At 64.4% G+C, this 18,273-nt stretch carries 19 protein-coding genes; 10 read left to right on the forward strand and 9 right to left on the reverse strand.

Annotated features, from left to right (window positions below):
• Positions 1-51: 51 nt before the first annotated feature.
• Both petM and SynM161_RS08790 read right to left on the reverse strand, forming a co-directional pair.
• A complete protein-coding gene (gene petM / locus SynM161_RS08785) occupies positions 52-153 on the reverse strand; it encodes a cytochrome b6-f complex subunit PetM (protein ID WP_011364936.1) in 102 nt (33 codons plus the stop codon).
• A 28-nt stretch (positions 154-181) separates the two neighbouring features.
• Positions 182-1,312, reverse strand: a complete 1,131-nt coding sequence (locus tag SynM161_RS08790) for a N2,N2-dimethylguanosine tRNA methyltransferase (protein ID WP_186540926.1) — start codon at positions 1,310-1,312, stop codon at positions 182-184.
• A gap of 37 nt (positions 1,313-1,349) precedes the next feature.
• On the opposite strand from SynM161_RS08790, the gene SynM161_RS08795 reads away from it, so the two are divergent.
• The gene (locus tag SynM161_RS08795; RefSeq protein WP_186540927.1) at positions 1,350-2,315 is read left to right on the forward strand and encodes an alpha/beta fold hydrolase; all 966 of its coding nucleotides are present in this window, start codon (positions 1,350-1,352) and stop codon (positions 2,313-2,315) included.
• The gene (ilvN, locus tag SynM161_RS08800) at positions 2,287-2,817 is read left to right on the forward strand and encodes an acetolactate synthase small subunit (RefSeq protein ID WP_115132937.1); all 531 of its coding nucleotides are present in this window, start codon (positions 2,287-2,289) and stop codon (positions 2,815-2,817) included. The genes SynM161_RS08795 and ilvN overlap by 29 nt, the downstream gene beginning before the upstream one ends.
• Position 2,818: 1 nt before the next feature.
• Here ilvN and SynM161_RS08805 read toward each other — a convergent pair whose 3' ends face one another.
• Both SynM161_RS08805 and SynM161_RS08810 read right to left on the reverse strand, forming a co-directional pair.
• Positions 2,819-3,490, reverse strand: coding sequence for a peptidylprolyl isomerase (locus SynM161_RS08805; protein ID WP_186510090.1), 672 nt, complete (start codon positions 3,488-3,490; stop codon positions 2,819-2,821).
• 4 nt (positions 3,491-3,494) lie between these two features.
• Positions 3,495-4,031: a photosystem I assembly protein Ycf4 gene (locus SynM161_RS08810; protein ID WP_186540928.1), complete on the reverse strand. Its 537-nt coding sequence runs from the start codon at positions 4,029-4,031 to the stop codon at positions 3,495-3,497.
• A 188-nt stretch (positions 4,032-4,219) separates the two neighbouring features.
• Between SynM161_RS08810 and psbD the strand changes: the two genes are divergently transcribed.
• The 5 genes from psbD to cysK all read left to right on the forward strand — a co-directional run bounded on the left by psbD (position 4,220) and on the right by cysK (position 10,433).
• Positions 4,220-5,275: a photosystem II D2 protein (photosystem q(a) protein) gene (gene psbD / locus SynM161_RS08815; protein WP_006851499.1), complete on the forward strand. Its 1,056-nt coding sequence runs from the start codon at positions 4,220-4,222 to the stop codon at positions 5,273-5,275.
• Positions 5,259-6,647, forward strand: a complete 1,389-nt coding sequence (gene psbC / locus SynM161_RS08820) for a photosystem II reaction center protein CP43 (RefSeq protein WP_011364942.1) — start codon at positions 5,259-5,261, stop codon at positions 6,645-6,647. Before psbD ends, psbC begins: the two co-directional genes overlap by 17 nt.
• A gap of 109 nt (positions 6,648-6,756) precedes the next feature.
• On the forward strand, positions 6,757-7,899 hold the full coding sequence (locus SynM161_RS08825; RefSeq protein ID WP_186540929.1) for a PLP-dependent aspartate aminotransferase family protein: 1,143 nt from the start codon (positions 6,757-6,759) through the stop codon (positions 7,897-7,899).
• Positions 7,896-9,392 (forward strand): PLP-dependent transferase, encoded by a 1,497-nt coding sequence (locus SynM161_RS08830; protein WP_186540930.1) that lies wholly within the window; start codon positions 7,896-7,898, stop codon positions 9,390-9,392. The genes SynM161_RS08825 and SynM161_RS08830 overlap by 4 nt, the downstream gene beginning before the upstream one ends.
• 54 nt (positions 9,393-9,446) lie before the next feature.
• The gene (cysK, locus tag SynM161_RS08835) at positions 9,447-10,433 is read left to right on the forward strand and encodes a cysteine synthase A (RefSeq protein WP_114989385.1); all 987 of its coding nucleotides are present in this window, start codon (positions 9,447-9,449) and stop codon (positions 10,431-10,433) included.
• Positions 10,434-10,508: 75 nt separating this feature from the next.
• On the opposite strand, the gene queA is transcribed toward cysK, so the two are convergent.
• From queA to lipB, 5 genes are all read right to left on the reverse strand, one after another.
• Positions 10,509-11,609, reverse strand: coding sequence for a tRNA preQ1(34) S-adenosylmethionine ribosyltransferase-isomerase QueA (queA, locus tag SynM161_RS08840; protein ID WP_186540931.1), 1,101 nt, complete (start codon positions 11,607-11,609; stop codon positions 10,509-10,511).
• Between the two features lie 12 nt (positions 11,610-11,621).
• Complete coding sequence (locus SynM161_RS08845; RefSeq protein WP_186540932.1) at positions 11,622-12,947, reverse strand: dihydrolipoamide acetyltransferase family protein; 1,326 nt, start codon at positions 12,945-12,947, stop codon at positions 11,622-11,624.
• 56 nt (positions 12,948-13,003) lie between these two features.
• Positions 13,004-13,447 (reverse strand): YlqD family protein, encoded by a 444-nt coding sequence (locus SynM161_RS08850; RefSeq protein ID WP_114989554.1) that lies wholly within the window; start codon positions 13,445-13,447, stop codon positions 13,004-13,006.
• A gap of 92 nt (positions 13,448-13,539) precedes the next feature.
• Positions 13,540-15,453: an AMP-binding protein gene (locus tag SynM161_RS08855; protein ID WP_186540933.1), complete on the reverse strand. Its 1,914-nt coding sequence runs from the start codon at positions 15,451-15,453 to the stop codon at positions 13,540-13,542.
• 28 nt (positions 15,454-15,481) lie between these two features.
• A complete protein-coding gene (lipB, locus tag SynM161_RS08860) occupies positions 15,482-16,180 on the reverse strand; it encodes a lipoyl(octanoyl) transferase LipB (RefSeq protein ID WP_186540940.1) in 699 nt (232 codons plus the stop codon).
• Positions 16,181-16,191: 11 nt separating this feature from the next.
• Here lipB and hpf point away from each other — a divergent pair, with 11 nt between their 5' ends.
• Genes hpf through recO form a run of 3 tightly spaced genes read left to right on the forward strand, consistent with a single transcriptional unit; the run spans position 16,192 to position 18,248 of the window.
• Positions 16,192-16,779 (forward strand): ribosome hibernation-promoting factor, HPF/YfiA family, encoded by a 588-nt coding sequence (hpf, locus tag SynM161_RS08865; RefSeq protein WP_011364962.1) that lies wholly within the window; start codon positions 16,192-16,194, stop codon positions 16,777-16,779.
• A gap of 14 nt (positions 16,780-16,793) precedes the next feature.
• Complete coding sequence (gene deoC, locus SynM161_RS08870; RefSeq protein ID WP_186540942.1) at positions 16,794-17,474, forward strand: deoxyribose-phosphate aldolase; 681 nt, start codon at positions 16,794-16,796, stop codon at positions 17,472-17,474.
• Positions 17,475-18,248, forward strand: a complete 774-nt coding sequence (gene recO, locus SynM161_RS08875) for a DNA repair protein RecO (RefSeq protein WP_186540944.1) — start codon at positions 17,475-17,477, stop codon at positions 18,246-18,248.
• Positions 18,249-18,273: the final 25 nt, after the last annotated feature.

Genomic DNA, 18,273 nt, shown 5'->3' on the forward strand with positions numbered 1-18,273 from the left:
CCTTCCTCACGAAGGGTGGAGCTTAATGGCCCCAGTACCAAAGCGACTGCTTCAGTCGTCGCCCTGCAGTTTCAGGAGCAGAGCACCACCAGCAAGGCCGACGGGAATCAAGACCCAGAAGATCGCAGCAGTTCCAAAAATCTCAGCAGCCATGGTCTGGGCAAAGCGATCACCCGCCTATTTAAATCCCTTCCCCCCGCAGGCTGGCGCAGATCTGTAACAGCTGCGGTAATTCCGCATCAGTTCGCACCTGGCCCGGCATGACGCCACTGGCACTGGCGCGATAACCCGCCGCCTGGAGCGCCTGCACCAATGGCCCCAGAGCTGGTGGTCCACCGATGTCCAGCCGTCGAGCCAGCTCATCAGTGGGCCAAACCGTGGGGCGATCACCGGGATCCGCCTGCAGGCGCTGCATCAATCGAAGGGTGACAGGGATGATCTGCTGACGCCCCAGCTGTTGAGCCTCGGCAATCAGCTGCTGCAACAACTGCGGCTCCTGCAAAGGACCGATCCACAGCGGGCCGCTGATGCTCCAGCGCCCCCGCCCAGCCACGCAATCACAGGCGGGCCAACCGCTGAGCTTGAGCAGGGGCTGCACCCGCTGGGCTCCGCAGCGTTCGCAACGGGCCACAAGCCCCAGCTTCTGTTCATCGCCCGCGGGGATCTGACGCCGCAGGCGCAGGGCGAGGCGAAAGGTGCGGCCTTCACTGAAGCTGAACAGCGGCTGCAGTCCGCGACCCAGCATCCAGGCCTGCCTCGCCACCAGCCCGATCTGCTGCCGCAGGGCCATTTCCCAGCTGGAAGGATGGGCGCGAGCGGCAGCCCCGAGGCTGCGGATAGCGCCCGGCCGGTCATGGCCGGTGGGGGAGCGACCATCCGTGGAGGCCAGAAACAAAACGCCCTCGAAGCGCAGAGCCTGAAGGGCCGGCTGAATCAGAGGCCCAGGAGCACCAAAGGCATCAAGGTCGATGAAATCGAACCAGTGGCGCTCAACAATCGAGCGGTGCAGCAGCAGGTCTGCAGCCTCAGCCGTGAGCCGGGTTGAACACCCCAGTCCCGCCGCATTGGCCTGGATCAGCGACAGCCGGTCGGGATCCCCATCATTGATCCAAAGCTCCGTTTCAACGGCCGGGTTGGCCAGCGCCTCCAACCCCCAGCGCAGGGCCCTGATCCCGCAACCGGCCATCAGATCAAGCCATCGCAGGGGGCGCGTGGCGTGGAGGCTCTGGTGACGAGCCAGCAACACCGAAAGGTCCCGGGCCGGACGCGACTCAGGCCTGAAAAAGCCTGGGCCAAGGCTGAGTTCAGCCAAACCTTCGCGATAGTGATGATCGGTTGAGGTCAGAAGGGTGCCGCCTGCTGCTGTCCAGACTGCCGAGTGGGGTGTTCAGAGCACCTGGCAGTGGAGGGGCTGGCCCTGCCACTGGCGGGTCAGCGGCCCTGAAGCGGGCCCTGCCCTGCTGCTGTTGCACGGTTTCGGCGCCGCCAGCGGACACTGGCGCCACTGCGCGCCGCGCCTGGCTGACCAGGGCTGGCGGGTCTACAGCCTGGACCTACTGGGTTTCGGTCAATCCGCCCAGCCGGCGCGGCCGATGGACAACCGGCTCTGGGCCCTGCAGGTGTGCGCCTTCCTCGACCAGGTGGTGCAAGGGCCAGCGGTGGTGATCGGCAATTCGCTGGGGGGCCTGACCGCACTCACCGCGGCGGTGCTGGCGCCGAACCGGGTGCGAGCAGTGGTCGCCGCGCCCCTGCCGGACCCTGCCCTGATTCAACCGTTGCCGAAACGGCGGGCGCCCTGGCGACGGCGCTGGCAGCGGCGCCTGCTCGCCCTGGTGCTGCACGTGCTCCCGCTTGAACTTGTGGTGCCCTTGATCGCGCGCACGGGCTTGCTCAAAGCCGGGCTTCAGGGGGCCTACTGGCATTCGATCCAATCGGATCAAGAGCTGCTGCAGCTGATTGCCCGTCCTGCCCGGCGCCCGACAGCAGCTCGGGCTCTGCGGGGCATGAGCCTGGGCATGGCCAACCGTCCCCGAGGCGCCACCGCCCCAGCCCTGCTCGAGCAACTGCGGGTGCCCATGCTGCTGATCTGGGGCCGTCAGGATCGGTTTGTGCCCCTGGCCATCGGGGAATCCGTGGCCGCCAGCCACCCAGAACTCGAGCTGAGGGTGCTCGATCGCTGCGGCCACTGCCCCCATGACGAAGCGCCTGATCGCTTCCTGGCTGTGTTGTTGCCCTGGCTGGACCGTAACTTGGGAGGACCAGACCGGCAGGGGACGACCAGCGGCGATGAAACACACCCTTTCGGTGGTGGTTGAAGACGAATCCGGCGCACTCAGCCGGATCGCAGGACTCTTCGCCCGACGCGGCTTCAACATCGACAGCCTGGCTGTCGGCCCAGCAGAGGCCGAAGGGCAATCGCGCCTGACCATGGTGGTCGAGGGCGATGACCAGACGCTCCAGCAGATGACCAAACAGCTGGACAAGCTGGTGAATGTGCTTCAGGTGCTCGACCTGACCCAGCGCCCGGCGGTGGAGCGGGAGCTGATGCTGCTCAAAGTTTCTGCACCGGCGGCATCCCGGGGCGCCGTGATCGAACTCGTTCAGGTGTTCAGGGCCAAGGTTGTGGATGTGGCCGATGAAGCCCTGACCCTGGAGGTGGTGGGGGATCCCGGAAAGCTGGTGGCCCTTGAACGGTTGATGGCCCCCTTCGGCATTCTCGAAATCGCCCGCACCGGCAAGGTGGCCCTGGAGCGGGCCTCAGGCGTGAACACCGAAATGCTCAAGGTGTCACCCAGCCACAGCCGGGTGCCCGCCTGAGTTACTGCGTGATCGCAGCCTTGGTAATGCGATCTCCCTGTTGGATCGCATCCACCACCTCCATGCCGTCCACCACACGGCCGAAAACGGCGTAACGACCGTCGAGTTCCGGCAAGGGACGCAAGGCCACATAGAACTGGGCGCTGGCGGAATCAGGAGCCTGAGAGCGGGCCATGGCCACCGCTCCACGCTCATGGGTCAACTCCAGGCCATCAAGTTCCGCCGGATTGGTGCTCACCCTGCTGTAGCGGGGCTGCGGCTCGGATCGGAACTTGATCTCCAGCGGGATCATCCGCGCCTGGCCGTTGTCGGGATCCACAAAACTGCCGGTACCGAGCTGTCCCAGAGGAACCGATCGATCACTGGATTGCGGATCGCCCCCTTGCACCACAAAGGGAACGGGCTCGCGAACAACGCGGTGGAACATGGTTCCGTCGTAGGTGCCACGCCGCACCAGATCGATGAAATTGCCGGAGGTGAGGGGAGCGGCATCGCCGTTCACTTCAATCGTGAACTCGCCCTGGCTCGTCTGCATGGTGACGGTGGCCAAGCCCTGCAGGCAGGCCGCCTGAGCATCGGCACAACCGGTCACCACCGATGCTCGCGGGGAAGGGCTGCAGCTCACCAACAACGGGATGAGCAGCAGCAGCGCCCAGGAACGAAGACGACGCATCGGATCAGAGGCCCTCAAGGTTGACGCCCAGGAAGCGGGCCAATTCAGCACCGTCCTTCTCCAATTGAGCCAGAGGAAGCGGTTCACCAACGCGGGTGAGCGGCATGTCACGGCGTCCCTGGATTCTCAGGGCGACGCGGCGGCGCGCATTGAAGCCATCGCGCACCTCCACCTTCACCGCCTTGATGTCTTTAAGCGGAATTTCCACCAGAACGGGTTTGCGGAAACCACGACGGCTGATGGTCACCACGCCGGCATCTTTATCGAAGCGATTGCTGCCGCCGCCAACGTTCACGGCAATCACGTACCAGAGGTAAGTGGCCAGCAACGCCGCAGCCAGGCTGTACAAGCCCATCACCAGTCCCTGGGGCACGAACACCAGCGCAGCGGGGTGCCCCAAGGGGAGCAGGTCGCGACCGAGGTAGCTCGAGAGCGAAGCCAGAAGGAAGCCCACGCCCCCAATCGTGACGGCCGAAGCCACCAGAAAATTCGAGAGACGACGGGAGCCGAGCACGGGTTGCTCGAGCACTGCTGCGGACATGACCCAGCCAGAACGAAGCGCCATTGTGACCGCAGAAAGGCCCCGACGACGAAATAGGAAAAAATCCCTAAGAAACAGAGCGATACAGGGCGTTTCAGCTCACGCAAATCAGCCCCGCAGGTCGCGTGAAGATTGTTAAGGTCGCGGCGTATCCCACAGCCTGCGGCTTTCCGCACCGTTCACCTCTCATGACGATCGCTGTAGGACGCGCGCCACAGCGGGGATGGTTTGACGTCCTCGATGACTGGCTCAAGCGCGACCGCTTCGTTTTTGTCGGCTGGTCCGGCATCCTTCTTCTCCCAACGGCCTACCTGGCCATCGGTGGCTGGCTGACAGGCACCACCTTTGTTACCTCCTGGTACACCCACGGCATTGCCTCCTCGTACCTGGAAGGTTGCAACTTCCTGACCGCTGCTGTGTCCACCCCCGCTGATGCGATGGGTCACAGCCTGCTGCTGCTCTGGGGCCCTGAAGCCCAGGGCGACTTCGTTCGCTGGTGTCAGCTCGGCGGCCTCTGGGCCTTCGTGGCCCTGCACGGCGCCTTCGCACTGATCGGTTTCATGCTCCGTCAGTTCGAGATCGCTCGTCTGGTCGGCATCCGCCCCTACAACGCCATCGCCTTCTCCGGTCCGATTGCGGTGTTCGTCAGCGTCTTCCTGATGTACCCCCTCGGCCAGAGCAGCTGGTTCTTCGCGCCATCCTTCGGTGTGGCTGCGATCTTCCGCTTCCTTCTCTTCCTCCAGGGCTTCCACAACTGGACCCTGAACCCCTTCCACATGATGGGTGTCGCCGGCATCCTCGGCGGTGCACTCCTCTGCGCCATTCACGGCGCCACCGTGGAAAACACCCTGTTTGAGGACGGTGAGCAGGCCAACACCTTCAAGGCGTTCGAGCCCACTCAGGAAGAAGAGACCTATTCCATGGTCACCGCCAACCGCTTCTGGAGTCAGATCTTCGGTATCGCCTTCTCCAACAAGCGCTGGCTGCACTTCTTCATGCTGTTCGTGCCTGTGATGGGCCTGTGGACCAGCTCCATCGGCATCATCGGCCTGGCCCTCAACCTGCGCGCCTATGACTTCGTGTCACAGGAAATCCGCGCTGCAGAAGATCCCGAATTTGAGACCTTCTACACCAAGAACATCCTTCTGAATGAAGGTCTGCGTGCCTGGATGGCACCGGCTGACCAGCCGCACGAAAACTTCGTCTTCCCTGAAGAGGTTCTGCCCCGTGGTAACGCTCTCTAATCCCGGTCTTGGCGCCACTGGCGGCAAAGACCTTCCCTCCACCGGGTATGCCTGGTGGTCCGGCAACGCCCGCCTGATCAACCTGTCCGGCCGTCTGCTTGGTGCCCACGTGGCCCACGCTGGTCTGATGGTCTTCTGGGCCGGCGCAATGATGCTGTTCGAGGTGAGCCACTTCACCTTCGACAAGCCCATGTACGAGCAGGGCTTCATCTGCATGCCCCACGTCGCCACCCTTGGCTACGGCGTGGGCCCCGGCGGTGAGGTCACTGATCTCTTCCCATTCTTCGTGGTCGGTGTCCTGCACCTGATCAGCTCCGCTGTGCTCGGCCTCGGCGGCCTTTATCACGCCCTGCGTGGTCCGGAGATCCTGGAGAACTATTCCTCCTTCTTCTCCCAGGACTGGCGTGACAAGAATCAGATGACCAACATCATTGGTTATCACCTCATCCTTCTGGGCGTCGGCTGCCTGCTGCTGGTCTTCAAGGCCATGTTCTTCGGCGGCGTCTACGACACCTGGGCCCCCGGCGGCGGTGACGTCCGCATGATCACCAACCCGACCCTCGATCCGGGCGTGATCTTCGGTTACCTGTTCCGCGCTCCCTTCGGTGGCGAGGGCTGGATCATCGGTGTGAACTCCATGGAGGACATCATCGGTGGCCACATCTGGCTGGGTCTGACCCTGATCTTCGGTGGCATCTGGCACGCCATCACCAAGCCTTTCGGCTGGGTGCGTCGCGCCTTCATCTGGAACGGTGAGGCCTACCTGAGCTACAGCCTTGGCGCTCTGAGCTTCATGAGCTTCATCGCTTCGGCCTACATCTGGTTCAACAACACCGCTTATCCCTCCGAGTTCTGGGGCCCCACCAACGCTGAGGCATCCCAGGCTCAGAGCTTCACCTTCCTGGTGCGTGACCAGCGCCTTGGCGCCAACATCGGTTCCGCCATGGGCCCCACCGGCCTTGGTAAGTACCTGATGCGCTCACCCACCGGTGAAATCATCTTTGGCGGTGAAACCATGCGCTTCTGGGACTTCCGTGGTCCCTGGCTGGAGCCCCTGCGTGGCCCCAACGGTCTCAGCCTCGACAAGCTGCAGAACGACATTCAGCCCTGGCAAGTGCGCCGTGCGGCTGAGTACATGACCCACGCGCCCAACGCCTCGATCAACTCCGTGGGCGGCATCATCACCGAGCCCAACTCGGTGAACTACGTGAACCTCCGCCAGTGGCTGGGTGCAACGCAGTTCGTGCTCGCCTTCTTCTTCCTGGTTGGTCACCTCTGGCACGCCGGCCGCGCTCGCGCTGCTGCTGCTGGATTCGAGAAAGGCATCGACCGCAAGGCTGAGCCTGTGCTCGGCATGCCCGACCTCGACTGATCCACAGGTTCAACCCAAACGATCGTCATCAACCCTCGCCACACGGCGGGGGTTTTTTATTGGGATGGGAGAGGCGATTTCTTAGCCTGTCCGAATCGATGGATCGTCCGTGAACACAGGCCTGAACACCCGGGTGATCCACCACGGCGACAGCTTTGCGGGAGACACCGGCACGGTGATGCCGCCGATCTTCCCCACCAGCACCTTTGCCCATGGCAACGCTGGCGGATTTGATTACACCCGTTCCGGCAACCCCAACTTCCGCATCCTTGATGGGGTGCTCGCTTCGGTTGAAGGTTGCGCCCACGCCACCGTGTTCGCCTCCGGCGTCAGCGCCATCACCGCCGTGGTCTCCCAGCTGAAGCAGGGCGATCTGGTGCTCTGCGAAGAGAACCTCTACGGCTGCACCGTGCGGCTGTTCGAGCAGGTGTTCGCCAAGTTCGGCCTGAAAACCGCGTGGGTGGACTTCACCCAACCAGCCGCACTCGAGCAGATCAAAGCCCAGAAGCCGGCGATGGTGTGGCTGGAGAGCCCGACCAACCCTCTGCTCAAGGTGATCGACCTGCAGGCGGTCTGCGCCATCACCCAACCCCTCGGCATCCCCGTGGTGGTGGACAACACCTTCGCCACCGCCCTGGTGCAGCGCCCTCTGGAGCTGGGCGCCACCCTCTCACTTACCAGCACGACCAAGTACATCAACGGCCACTCCGATGCCCTCGGGGGAGCCGTGTGCACCAACGATCCTGAGTGGCACCAAAAAATGGTGTTCTCCCAGAAGGCCCTGGGCCTGCAGCCCTCCCCCTTTGATTGCTGGCTGATCACGCGGGGCATCAAGACCCTGCCGCTGCGGCTCAAGCAGCAGATGGCCAATGCCGCGGCCCTGGCCGATCAGCTGGCGGGGCACGCCAAGGTGAACTGGGTGCGTTACCCACACCGCAGTGATCACCCCCAGCATCAGGTGGCAACCCGTCAGATGCGTGCCGGTGGCGCCATCGTGACGGTGAGCTTCAACGCCAGCCAGGAGCAGACCTATGCCCTCTGCAAACAACTGCGCTGGTTCACCATGGCCGAAAGCCTGGGCGGCATCGAAAGCCTGATCTGCCACCCCGCCACCATGACCCACGCGGCGGTATCCGCCGATGTGAAGGCCAAGCTGGGCATCGACGACGGCTTGGTGCGCTTCTCGGTGGGCTGCGAAGACCTCGCCGATCTACAGGCCGATCTGGACCAGGCCCTGGAGCTGCTGGCGTGAGTCCCCGCAATCTGCTGAGCGATCCGGCCTGGCAGGGCTCTGATCTCGGCCATCCCCTGCCCGACTCCCCCCATGCGGTGTCTGTGGCGCTGCCGCGCTGGCGCGATGTGATCGCCTACGAGGAGAAGGATCCGGCCTGCCGCGATGCCCTGCAGACGATCTATCCCCGCTTCGGCCTGCATCCGCTGATCCGACAACTGGTTCAGCCTTCAGAACTTGCAGGCACCACGGTCTGGCCCTACCCCACCGAAGCGGCAGCCCAAGCAGCCCTGGCCCACTGCCAACGCAAGGCACCGGAGAGCCGCTCGGAGCTGATTGCCATTGCTGGGCTGACCTGCCTGCGCAGTGATGCAGCGGCGAGCGCCCATGCCAAAGCGTTCTGGCAGCACACCGGCCTGGGCCTCTCCTCCCGCCAGGCCGCCATCGCCCTGGGGAAAGAGACATCCCCCAGCAGCACATCCGGCGACGCGGCCCGCGAGCTGATTCGAAAGCGCCTGGCTGGCATCCATGGCGTCGACGCCCAGCAGATCAGCCTGCATCCAGCGGGAATGGCCGGCCTGTATGCGGCCCTCAGCGCCATCCAAACGCTGCGGCCGGGGAAGCCCACGCTGCAGCTGGGCTTCCCCTATGTGGATGTGCTGAAGCAGCCGCAGGTGGTGTTTCACGGTGGCGAGCTGTTGCAACCGCAGAGCCTCGCCGAGGTGGAAGCGGCCCTGGATCAGCTCCAGCCGGCGGCCGTGATTGTGGAGCTGCCCAGCAATCCGCTGCTGCGCTGCATGGATCTGCCGGGCGTGTCGGCCCTGGCCCGCAGCCGCGGCATCCCAGTGATTGCCGATGACACGATCGGCACCGGCATCAACCTCAACGCCCTGCCCTACGCCGATCTGATCTTCACCTCACTCACCAAGAGCTTCGCCGGCCGCGGTGATGTGATGGCTGGCAGTGTGCTGGTGAGCCCGCAGTCGCCCTGGGCGGCCTCCCTGCTGGCGGCGGTTCCAGCCATCGCCCCCCTCAGCGATGCCGATGCCATCTCCCTGGAGATCGCCAGCCGGGATGTGCTCCAGCGGGTGCCGCAACTCGATGCGAACGCCCTGCTTCTGGCGGAACGGCTCGAAGCCCATCCAGCCGTGAAGCGGGTGCTGCATCCAAAGAGCTGCCCCAACTTCCGCGCCTTGATGCGCAGCGGAGCTGGCCACGGCTGCCTGCTCTCCTTTGAACTGAAGGGAGGCCAAGAGCACTCCAAACGGGTTTACGACGCGCTTCGGATCAGCAAAGGCCCCAGCCTTGGCACCGATTTCAGTCTGGTGTGCCCCTACACCCAGCTGGCCCACTACGACGAACTGAGCTGGGCGGAGCAATGCGGTGTGCCGGCTGATCTGCTCCGGGTGTCCGTCGGTCTGGAAGACCCCGAGGCACTGTGGATGCGATTTGAGCAAGCGTTTGCTGACGAAGAGTCCGGTGAGACTCTGAAAAAGCCCTTAACAACTGGGTGAGGAGAGGCTTTCGATCATTAGCTTGTTTTCTTCGGGCCCCTCTACAGCAGCTCCATGTCCCGCATTTACGACGACAACAGCCAGGCCATCGGCAACACCCCGCTGGTCAAGCTGAACAACGTCACCAAAAACTGCAAGGCCACTGTGCTGGCCAAGGTTGAGGGGCGCAACCCCGCCTACAGCGTCAAATGCCGGATCGGCGCCAACATGATTTGGGACGCAGAAAAGAGCGGAAAGCTCACCAAGGGCAAGGTGATTGTTGAGCCCACCTCCGGCAACACCGGCATCGCTCTGGCCTTCACCGCCGCAGCCCGCGGGTACAAGCTGATCCTGACGATGCCCGAGTCGATGTCGATCGAGCGGCGTCGGGTCATGGCCGTGCTCGGGGCTGAACTGATCCTCACCGAGGCCGCCAAAGGCATGCCCGGCGCGATCGCCAAGGCCAAGGAAATCGCTGATAGCGATCCGGCCAAGTACTTCATGCCCGGCCAGTTCGACAATCCCGCCAACCCCGAAATCCACTTCAAGACCACCGGTCCTGAAATCTGGAACGACTGCGATGGCGCCATTGACGTGCTCGTAGCCGGCGTCGGCACCGGTGGCACCATCACCGGCGTCTCCCGTTACATCAAGAATGAAGCGGGCAAGGCGATCGAATCTGTGGCCGTTGAACCGACCAACAGCCCGGTGATCACCCAGACCATGAACGGTGAGGCCGTCAAACCCGGTCCCCACAAAATCCAGGGCATCGGTGCCGGCTTCATCCCCCAGAACCTCGACCTCTCCGTGGTCGACAAGGTGGAGCAGGTGACCAACGAGGAGTCCGTTGCCATGGCCCTGCGCCTGGCCCAGGAGGAAGGCCTGCTGGTGGGCATCTCCTGCGGTGCCGCCGCTGCAGCCGCCATTCGTCTGGCCGAGAAAGATGAGTACGCCGGCAAAACCATCGTGGTGGTGCTGCCCGACCTGGCCGAGCGTTACCTCTCCTCGGTGATGTTTGCTGAAGTGCCGACCGGCATCATCGAGCAACCGGTGGCTGTCTGAGCTGGCTCCACCAGAAGCCTTGGCCCCGTCGTTGACGGGGCTTTTTTTATGGCCTCAGCGTGAACCGTTCAGGTCTCAGCGTGCTGGTGGGCGGGCCTGGGGCTGCACCGCCGCTGCATCAATCCACATGGCATCGCCATAGGAGAAGAAGCGATAGCTCCTTTCAATCGCTTCGGCGTAGAGCTTCAACAGGGTTTCCCGGCCGATCAGGGCACTCACCAACAGCAGCAGAGAGCTTTTGGGCAGATGGAAGTTGGTGAGCAGGGCTTGAATCACCTTGAACTGATAGCCCGGCTGAATCACCAGATCCACCGGCCCGGTGTAGGGCTTGAGAACACCGCCATGGGCTTGAGCGGCCCCCTCCAGGGCACGAACACTCGTGGTGCCCACCGCAATCACCCGGCCTCGACAAGCCTGCACCGCCTCCACTACAGCAGGGCTGACATCCACCCATTCACTGTGCAACTCCAAGGCGGTGAGGTCTTCCGTTTCAACGGGGCGAAAGGTGCCGAGGCCCACATGCAGGGTGATCCGGGCCAGATCCACCCCTTTCTTCTGCAAGCCCGCCAGCAGTTCATCACTGAAATGCAACCCCGCCGTCGGGGCGGCCACCGCACCGGGGCGGTCGGCGTAACGGGTCTGATAGCGCTGGCTGTCGCTGGGGTCGTGCCGTTCGATGTAGGGCGGTAGAGGCACCTCGCCCACGTCATTGAGCAAACCCTCAATGGTTTCGGCATCCCTGCAATCACTGGGGAACTGCACCACCCGTCCACCACTGGCGGGGTCTTCTGCAAGCACCGTCAGGCTGATCGAGGTGCCATCAATCGTGAGGCTGTCGCCGGGCCGCATGCGCTTGGCAGGACGGGCCAGGCAAAGCCAGCGGCCCTCCCCCCGCGGCTCCAGCACCAGCAACTCGGACAGCCCACCCCCGGAACGACGCACCGCCAGGCGGGCCTTCAACACCCGGGTGTCGTTCACCACCAGCAGATCACCAGGCTGCAGCTGCTCGAGCAGATCCCACACCTGGCCGTGAGCAGCATCCATTGATGGCTCCCCCTGGGGGGGAGCCATCAACAAGCGAGCGCTGTGGCGGGGCTCAACCGGTGCCTGAGCGATGCGCTCAGGCGGCAGCGGGTAGTCGTAGCTGCTGAGTTGCAGGTCCCTGGGGTCAGGCACGCGGGCGACCGATCAGAGCGCCAGGCTTTCTGGACGGTTCTCGATCAGATCGGCGAGATCCTTCAGGAATGCGGCACCGTCGGCGCCGTAAATCACGCGGTGATCCGCCGTGAGGTTCACCTGCATCTGACGCTTGACGGCGATGGAGCCGTCCTTGTTCGCCACCACCGTGGGGCGTGATGCCGCCACGGCGAGAATGGCCCCGGTGCCTGGGGGAAGGATCGCGTCGAAGCGATCAACACCGAACATGCCGAGGTTGGAGAGGGTGAAGGTGCCCGTGGAATACTCCTCCGGCTGCAGCTGCTTGCTGCGGGAGCGCTTGACCAGATCACCCCACTGACGCGACATCTCGTAGAGATCGGTGCGATCGGCATTGCGCAGCACCGGCGTGATCAAGCCACCGTCTTCCATCGCCACGGCAACAGCCACGTTCACATCGGCTGGATAGGCCATGCCTGCAGCGGTGGTGGCGGCATTCACCTGGGGATGACGCGCCAGGGTGGCGGCCACAGCCTTGGCCAGCAGCGCCGTCATCGTGACGCCCTTGGGCTTCACCTGTTTGTAGAAGGCATCCAGCTTGTCGGTGGTGATGGTGTAACCAACGCGGAAGCAGGGAACCGCCAGGCTCGCCTCCATGTTTTTGTTCACCGCACCCTGGAGGGTGTTGAAGGCCACGGTTTCGCCGGGCCGACCAAAACTGTTGCCCGCAGGCGCTGCTGGGGCCCCTGCTGCTGCAGCGCCTACCGAGGCAGCAGCGGGAGCCGTTCCTTCCGCCACCCTGGGCACGGAGATGGGCTGACCGGAGGCTTGCTCCACGTCTTCGGCCTGAATCCGGCCATGGGGGCCGCTGCCGCGCACGGTGGCCAGGTCCACACCCATCTGGGAGGCGAGCTTCTTGGCCCGGGGGCTGGCCACGATGCGACCGTCGTTCACCACCGGTGCCGACGGTGCAGGGGCAGCAACAGGTGCCGGGGCGGGGGCAGGAGTCGGAGCTGGGGTCTGAACCGCAGCTTGAGTGGGCGCCGGAGCCGGTGCAGGGGCGGGCGCCGCAGCAGGAGCGCTGGGGGCCTTGGCCTGGGCGTCGGCGATTTCAGCCTCTGTTTCGACAATCAGACCGATGGTTTCGCCCACCGGTGCCGTGCTTCCAGCAGGCATCAGGACCGCTGCGAGGTAGCCGTCCTGGAACGACTCAACGTCCATGTCCGCTTTGTCGGACTCAACGACAAGAACCGACTCGCCCCGAGCCACCTTGTCTCCGGGCTGTTTCAGCCACTCCACGATCTTCCCCTCCGTCATGGTGGAGCTGAGGGCAGGCATGAAGATGTCTGTGGTCGCCAAAACCGTCTCCGGGAGGGCAGATCAGGGGAGTTTACGAGTCAGCAGAGGCCAGCCGATCAGGCTTCCTCAATCGACTGCACAACGCCATCCTTCACAACGATGGCCACCTGCATCTTCTGCACCAGGTTGTCGCCGACCTTCAGCTCACAGCTGCTCTCCAGCTGACCCTGCTCAACGATCTGGTCCATCTCCAGCTCACGCACCTGGGCCTGCTGCTGAAGCAGGTTGCGCTTCTGCTCCTCCAGCTCGGCGCGCTTGGCCGCCACCTGCTGTTGGATCTGCGCCACCTGATCCTGCACGCGGGGATCAAGGGGGTTGGCGCTCTGACGACGCACCTGGTCCACCACGTCCTGACCTTCCTGTTCCAGCTGAGCCAGCTGTTGGTCAGCGGTGGCGATGCCATTGCTGAGCTCGCGCTCTGCTTCTTCTTTCCAAGTGGGCGTCACGACGGCGCGGACGGTGATCGGACGCTTGATCGTCAGGGAGGTGCCGTCGGACATGGGTTCTTGGGAGACGGCCAAAGCGTGTCAGCCCTTCCACGTGGGGTCAATCACCGGACAACCGACCACCCGCAAAGCCTCGTCAGCCGCGGTCAACGTCCGTAAAGGCCATCGATCAACTGCTGATCGCGGCTGGTGATGCGATCACGGCGCTGCTTCAGGGTCTGGGTCAGGAGTCCGTTCTCAATGCTGAAGGGATCCACAAGCACCACCCCGGCCAGCCGTTCATCACCCCGGGAACCCGACCGCTGCTTGAGCAAGCGGTTGCATTCGCGCATCAACAAACGAAGCAGGGCCGGATCACCGGGTTGGCCGCCCAGATCCTGCGCCACGCTCACGCCGGCTTCAGCCGCCCAGGCCACGATCGCCTCAGCACGGGGAACGATCAGGCCACCGAGCTGGCGTTCGTCCTGACCCACCAGCATCACCTGCTCGATCAGGGGGCTGGCCACCAGGGCCTCTTCCAGGGGGCCGGGCTCGATATTCTCGCCACTGCTCAACACAATCGTGTCCTTGGCCCGTCCGGTAAGGGCCACCGAACCATCCGGCAAGAGCATGCCGAGATCGCCGGTGTCAAACCATCCCGCGGCATCGAGAACCTTTGCGCTGGCCTCGGGTTTGCCGAGGTAGCCCGCCATCACCTGGGGGCCCCGCACCATCACCCGCCCCCGTTGCCGGAAGCCCAGGGGCTGGCCGTTGTCGGGATCGACGATCCGGAATTCGGTCTGGGGCATCGGCAGCCCGGAGCTGCCGCGGATGTTGCGCCAGGGCCTGCGGCAACTCACCACAGGGCTGGTTTCGGTGAGGCCATAGCCCACCAGCAGCTCAATCCCCACCGCTTCAAAAAAGGCATCGATGTGGGGGGCGATAGCACCGCCACCACTGATCGGATAGGCGAGCTGACCGCCACTGAGCTGGCGACGCAGCTTCGGCCAGATCAAGGTCGAGGCCAGGGCATGCAGGGGCCAGCGCAGGGCCGCGGAGCCGCAGGCACGCAGCCGGCCGGCCGCTGACACCGGTTCCAGCAGGAGGTTGCGCGCCGTGCGCACGGCTTTGCGCTGGGCAGCGCTGTTGGCCAACGCCGCCCGCAGCAGGCGCTGCCGGGAGGGGGGGAAGGTCTTGAGCACATCCTCAAATCCAGCCTGAACCGCCTCCCACAGCCGCGGCACGGTGGCCATCGCGATCGGCCGGACCCGCGGCAGATCCTTCTTGAGTTGCTTGATGGTTGTGTAGGTCTGCGTGCAGGCGCAGGAGAGGAAGAAGTAGCTGGCACTGCGCTCGTAGGCATGCCAGATGGGCAACACACTCAGCACCGGAGCACCGGGATCGGGATAGGCCACACAGGCCAGTGATCTCATCTGATGCAGCAGGTTGGCGTGGGTCAACGGGACCCCTTTGGGTTGGCCGGTCGTACCCGAGGTGTACAGAACAGTGGCCACGGCGTCTCGCCCCCCCGCCGGGCCAACGGGATCAAGGCCGGCCCCTGACGCCAGAAACGCCTCCCAGCCCATGGCGCCCTCGGCAGGCTCCCCTTCCAGCTGAAGCACGAAACGGAGCTGAGCCCTTTGCTCTGGGAGAAGGGCCAGACGACGCCACACATCAGCGTTCTGCACCACCAGGGCCGTCGCCCGGCAATCCGAAAGGATGTAGCGCAGCTCCTCCACCGGGGCCGAGGCACCGCGCACGGCATCAGCGGCACCGGCACGCATCAGGCCCTGATCCGCCACCAGCCAGCGGGGGCTGTTCTCAGCAAACAGAGCCACCACATCGCCATCGTTCACGCCATGGCGCCGGAAGGCGGCGGCAGCGGTGGCGATGCGCTCCGCCAGTTCGCCGAAATTGAAGCGTTCGGGATGCGCCACATGGGGCGCATCGACGGCGGCAATCAGCCCGTGGCGGTCGGCGAGCCAGGGCCACACCGCATCGACCCTCTGCAACTTCTGAACGTGGGCATGACGCTGCAAAGCGTCCGTTTCACGGGTTGTCGGGCTCCAGCTGGCCGTCATCCGAGACAGGGGTTCAAACAGCTCAGGTCTATCTCGCTTCCTCCTCCCAGACCAGACCGAAACGATGGGCCAGTGCTTGCCGAAGCAACGGCTGCACCTCAGCCGACGTGAGCCCTGGCAACCAGTCTGCAAGCCGCCCAACCGCACGACCGGTGAGCCCACAGGGGGTGACCTGCTCAAACCCCTGCATCGAACAATCAACGTTCAGGGCCAGGCCGTGCTGGGTGATCCAGCGACGACAACCCACACCGATGGCGGCGACCTTGCGGTTGTCCAACCAGAGGCCGGTCAACCCCGGCAGACGCTGACCCTCCAGGCCCAACTCCGCCAGAACATCAAGAACGACTTGTTCCAGCTGCCGCAGATACCAGTGCAAATCGGGCGTGCGGCGCTGAAGGTCCAACACCGGGTAGGCCACCAGTTGGCCGGGCAGGTGATGGGTCACCTCCCCGCCCCGATCGATCCGGTACAAAGGTGCCGGTGGCTCAGCGGGATCGAAATGCAGGTGCTCCTCGCTGGCACCACGGCCAAGGGTGTAACAGGTCTGGTGCTGCAGGATCCAGACCGCCTCCGGAGCCGATGGATCAGCAAGAAGAGTGCTCTGCCAGCGCTGTTGCGCCGACCAGGCGGCATCGAATCGAACCGGATCACCGGGCTCGAAAAGAAATGCACGCTGGGGGTGGGCCGAATCGTGCGCCGTATCTAATTTGCCGATAACAACCGGCACAGGAGTGAGGCATGAAGTTGCTGATCCATGGTCGCAACCTCGAGATCACGCCGGCGTTGCGGGATTACACCCAAACCAAATTGGAGCGGGCCACATCGCACTTCGGTGATGCTGTTCGCGAGGCCGACGTCCATCTCTCCGTGGCCCGCAATCCCCGTGTGCCGCAACAGACCGCCGAGGTGACGGTCTTTGCCAACGGCACGGTGATCCGCGCCCAAGAACGCAGTGAAAACCTGTACGCCAGCATCGATCTGGCCGCCGGGAAACTGGCCCGCCAACTGCGCCGCTGGAAGGAACGCCACAGCGATCACCATCACAGCCACGGCCACAGCGCCAGCCACACCCCCAGCACGGATGTGGTCAACGATGCATCCCCCGTTGAAGCCTCCCTTTTGCAAGGGCGCGAGGCGGAACTGCCGGATCCAGGTGTGCGACGAAAATATTTCGCCATGCCGCCCATGGGCCTGGAGGAGGCACGCCGTCAATTGGATCTGATCGACCACGACTTCTACCTGTTCCGGGAGAAGGAAAGCGATCAGTTGCAGGTGATCTACCGACGCAACCACGGGGGGTATGGGGTGATTCAGGCTCGTGAGTGACCTCCCGGCCCGCCATGGCTGATTCAGCCCAAGAGCTCCCCGACCTACCCCCCCGGCTTGATCAGGCGATACTCGACCCCCTGCTGACCCGGGACCAGCTTCAAGCCCTCTGTGATTCCGGAATGCAGGAGGGCGTGCGGGCCATCTGCACCACACCCCGTCAGCTGCCGCTGCTGCGGGAACGCATCGGGACGACCGACGCAGGTCCTCGCCTGGTGGCGGTCATCGGCTTTCCCTTCGGAACCATTCCCGCTGAGCTCAAGCTGGCGGAAGCGGAGTGGTGTGCCGCCCATGGCGCCCAGGAACTCGATGTCGTGCCCGATTTCAGCGCTTTGGCGAACGGCGATTCAGGCGCGTTTGCCGAGGAACTCGCCGCACTCTGCGAGCTGGGGCTTCCCGTGCGGGCCGTCCTGGACATGGCCCGTCTGGAGAATGAACAGCTGGAACTGGCCGTGGAGGCCGCCATTGATGCTGGCGCTGCGGGACTGCAGACCAGCAACGGCTTTGGCCCGGCTTGCCATGCCGATCAGATCCTTGCGTTGAAACAGCTGATCCGCAAACGCTGCGCCATCAAGGCAGCCGGTGGTATCCACAGCCTCAGCCATGCAGGAGACCTGCTGTTGGCGGGGGCCGATCTGCTGGGCACCAGCAGCGCGCCGGCTCTTCTGCAGGCCCAGCGCCGCCCCGCGGCCTGAATGGCAGAACGACGCCTCACCGGACTCGCCCTCAAAGTGGGACCCCTCGGCGAGCACGACCGCCTGCTGAGCCTGCTCAGTGATGCGGAGGGCGTCAGTCGCTTCGCCGTTCCCGGAGCGCGCCGCCCCAAGAGCAGTCTGGCCGCCGCGGCCCCCCTCACCCTGCTGGAACTGCAGGTGGGAGGACGCAGCGGCCTGGCCCGGGTGCGACAACTGCGGGTGCTGCGCAGTTTTTCCGGCCTCGGGCAACAGCTGGAAACCCTGGCTGCGGCGCAGGCGCTTTGTGATCTGTGCCTTCAACTGGCGGCCCAGGACCCTGTGGACGGGCTGCTGGACACGATGCAGCTGCACCTGGAACGCCTGGAGGAGCACCGAGCTGACCCGGAGCTGGTGCTGGCCGGAACGGTCCAGGCCTGCATCCATCTGCTCACCCTGGGGGGTTATGGACTGCCGTTGCAAACCTGCTGCATCACGGGCGATCCCCTCGAGCCACCGCTTGGCCAGTGGGACTGGCGCTGCAGCCTGCTGCCGCAGGACGGCTTTGCGATCGATGAGCAGCCTGGGGCGGCGATTCAGCTGAATCCCTCCGAACTGGCCCTGCTCCAGCGACTGACCCGGGCCGAACTGCCCCGTCGCCGGGACGGTGCGCTGATGGGCCCCCCAGCCGTGTGGCGCCGGCTGCTGCGGGTGGTTGAGATCTGGAGCCGGACGCATCTGAATCGACCCAGCAAAGCCCTGGCCATGCTGCGAGAGACGCTCCTGGAAGGCGCGTGAGCCATCATGGCCGCGATGCAATTGC

This window comes from Synechococcus sp. M16.1 (assembly GCF_014279895.1).
In the GTDB taxonomy this organism is placed as follows: Bacteria; Cyanobacteriota; Cyanobacteriia; order PCC-6307; family Cyanobiaceae; genus Parasynechococcus.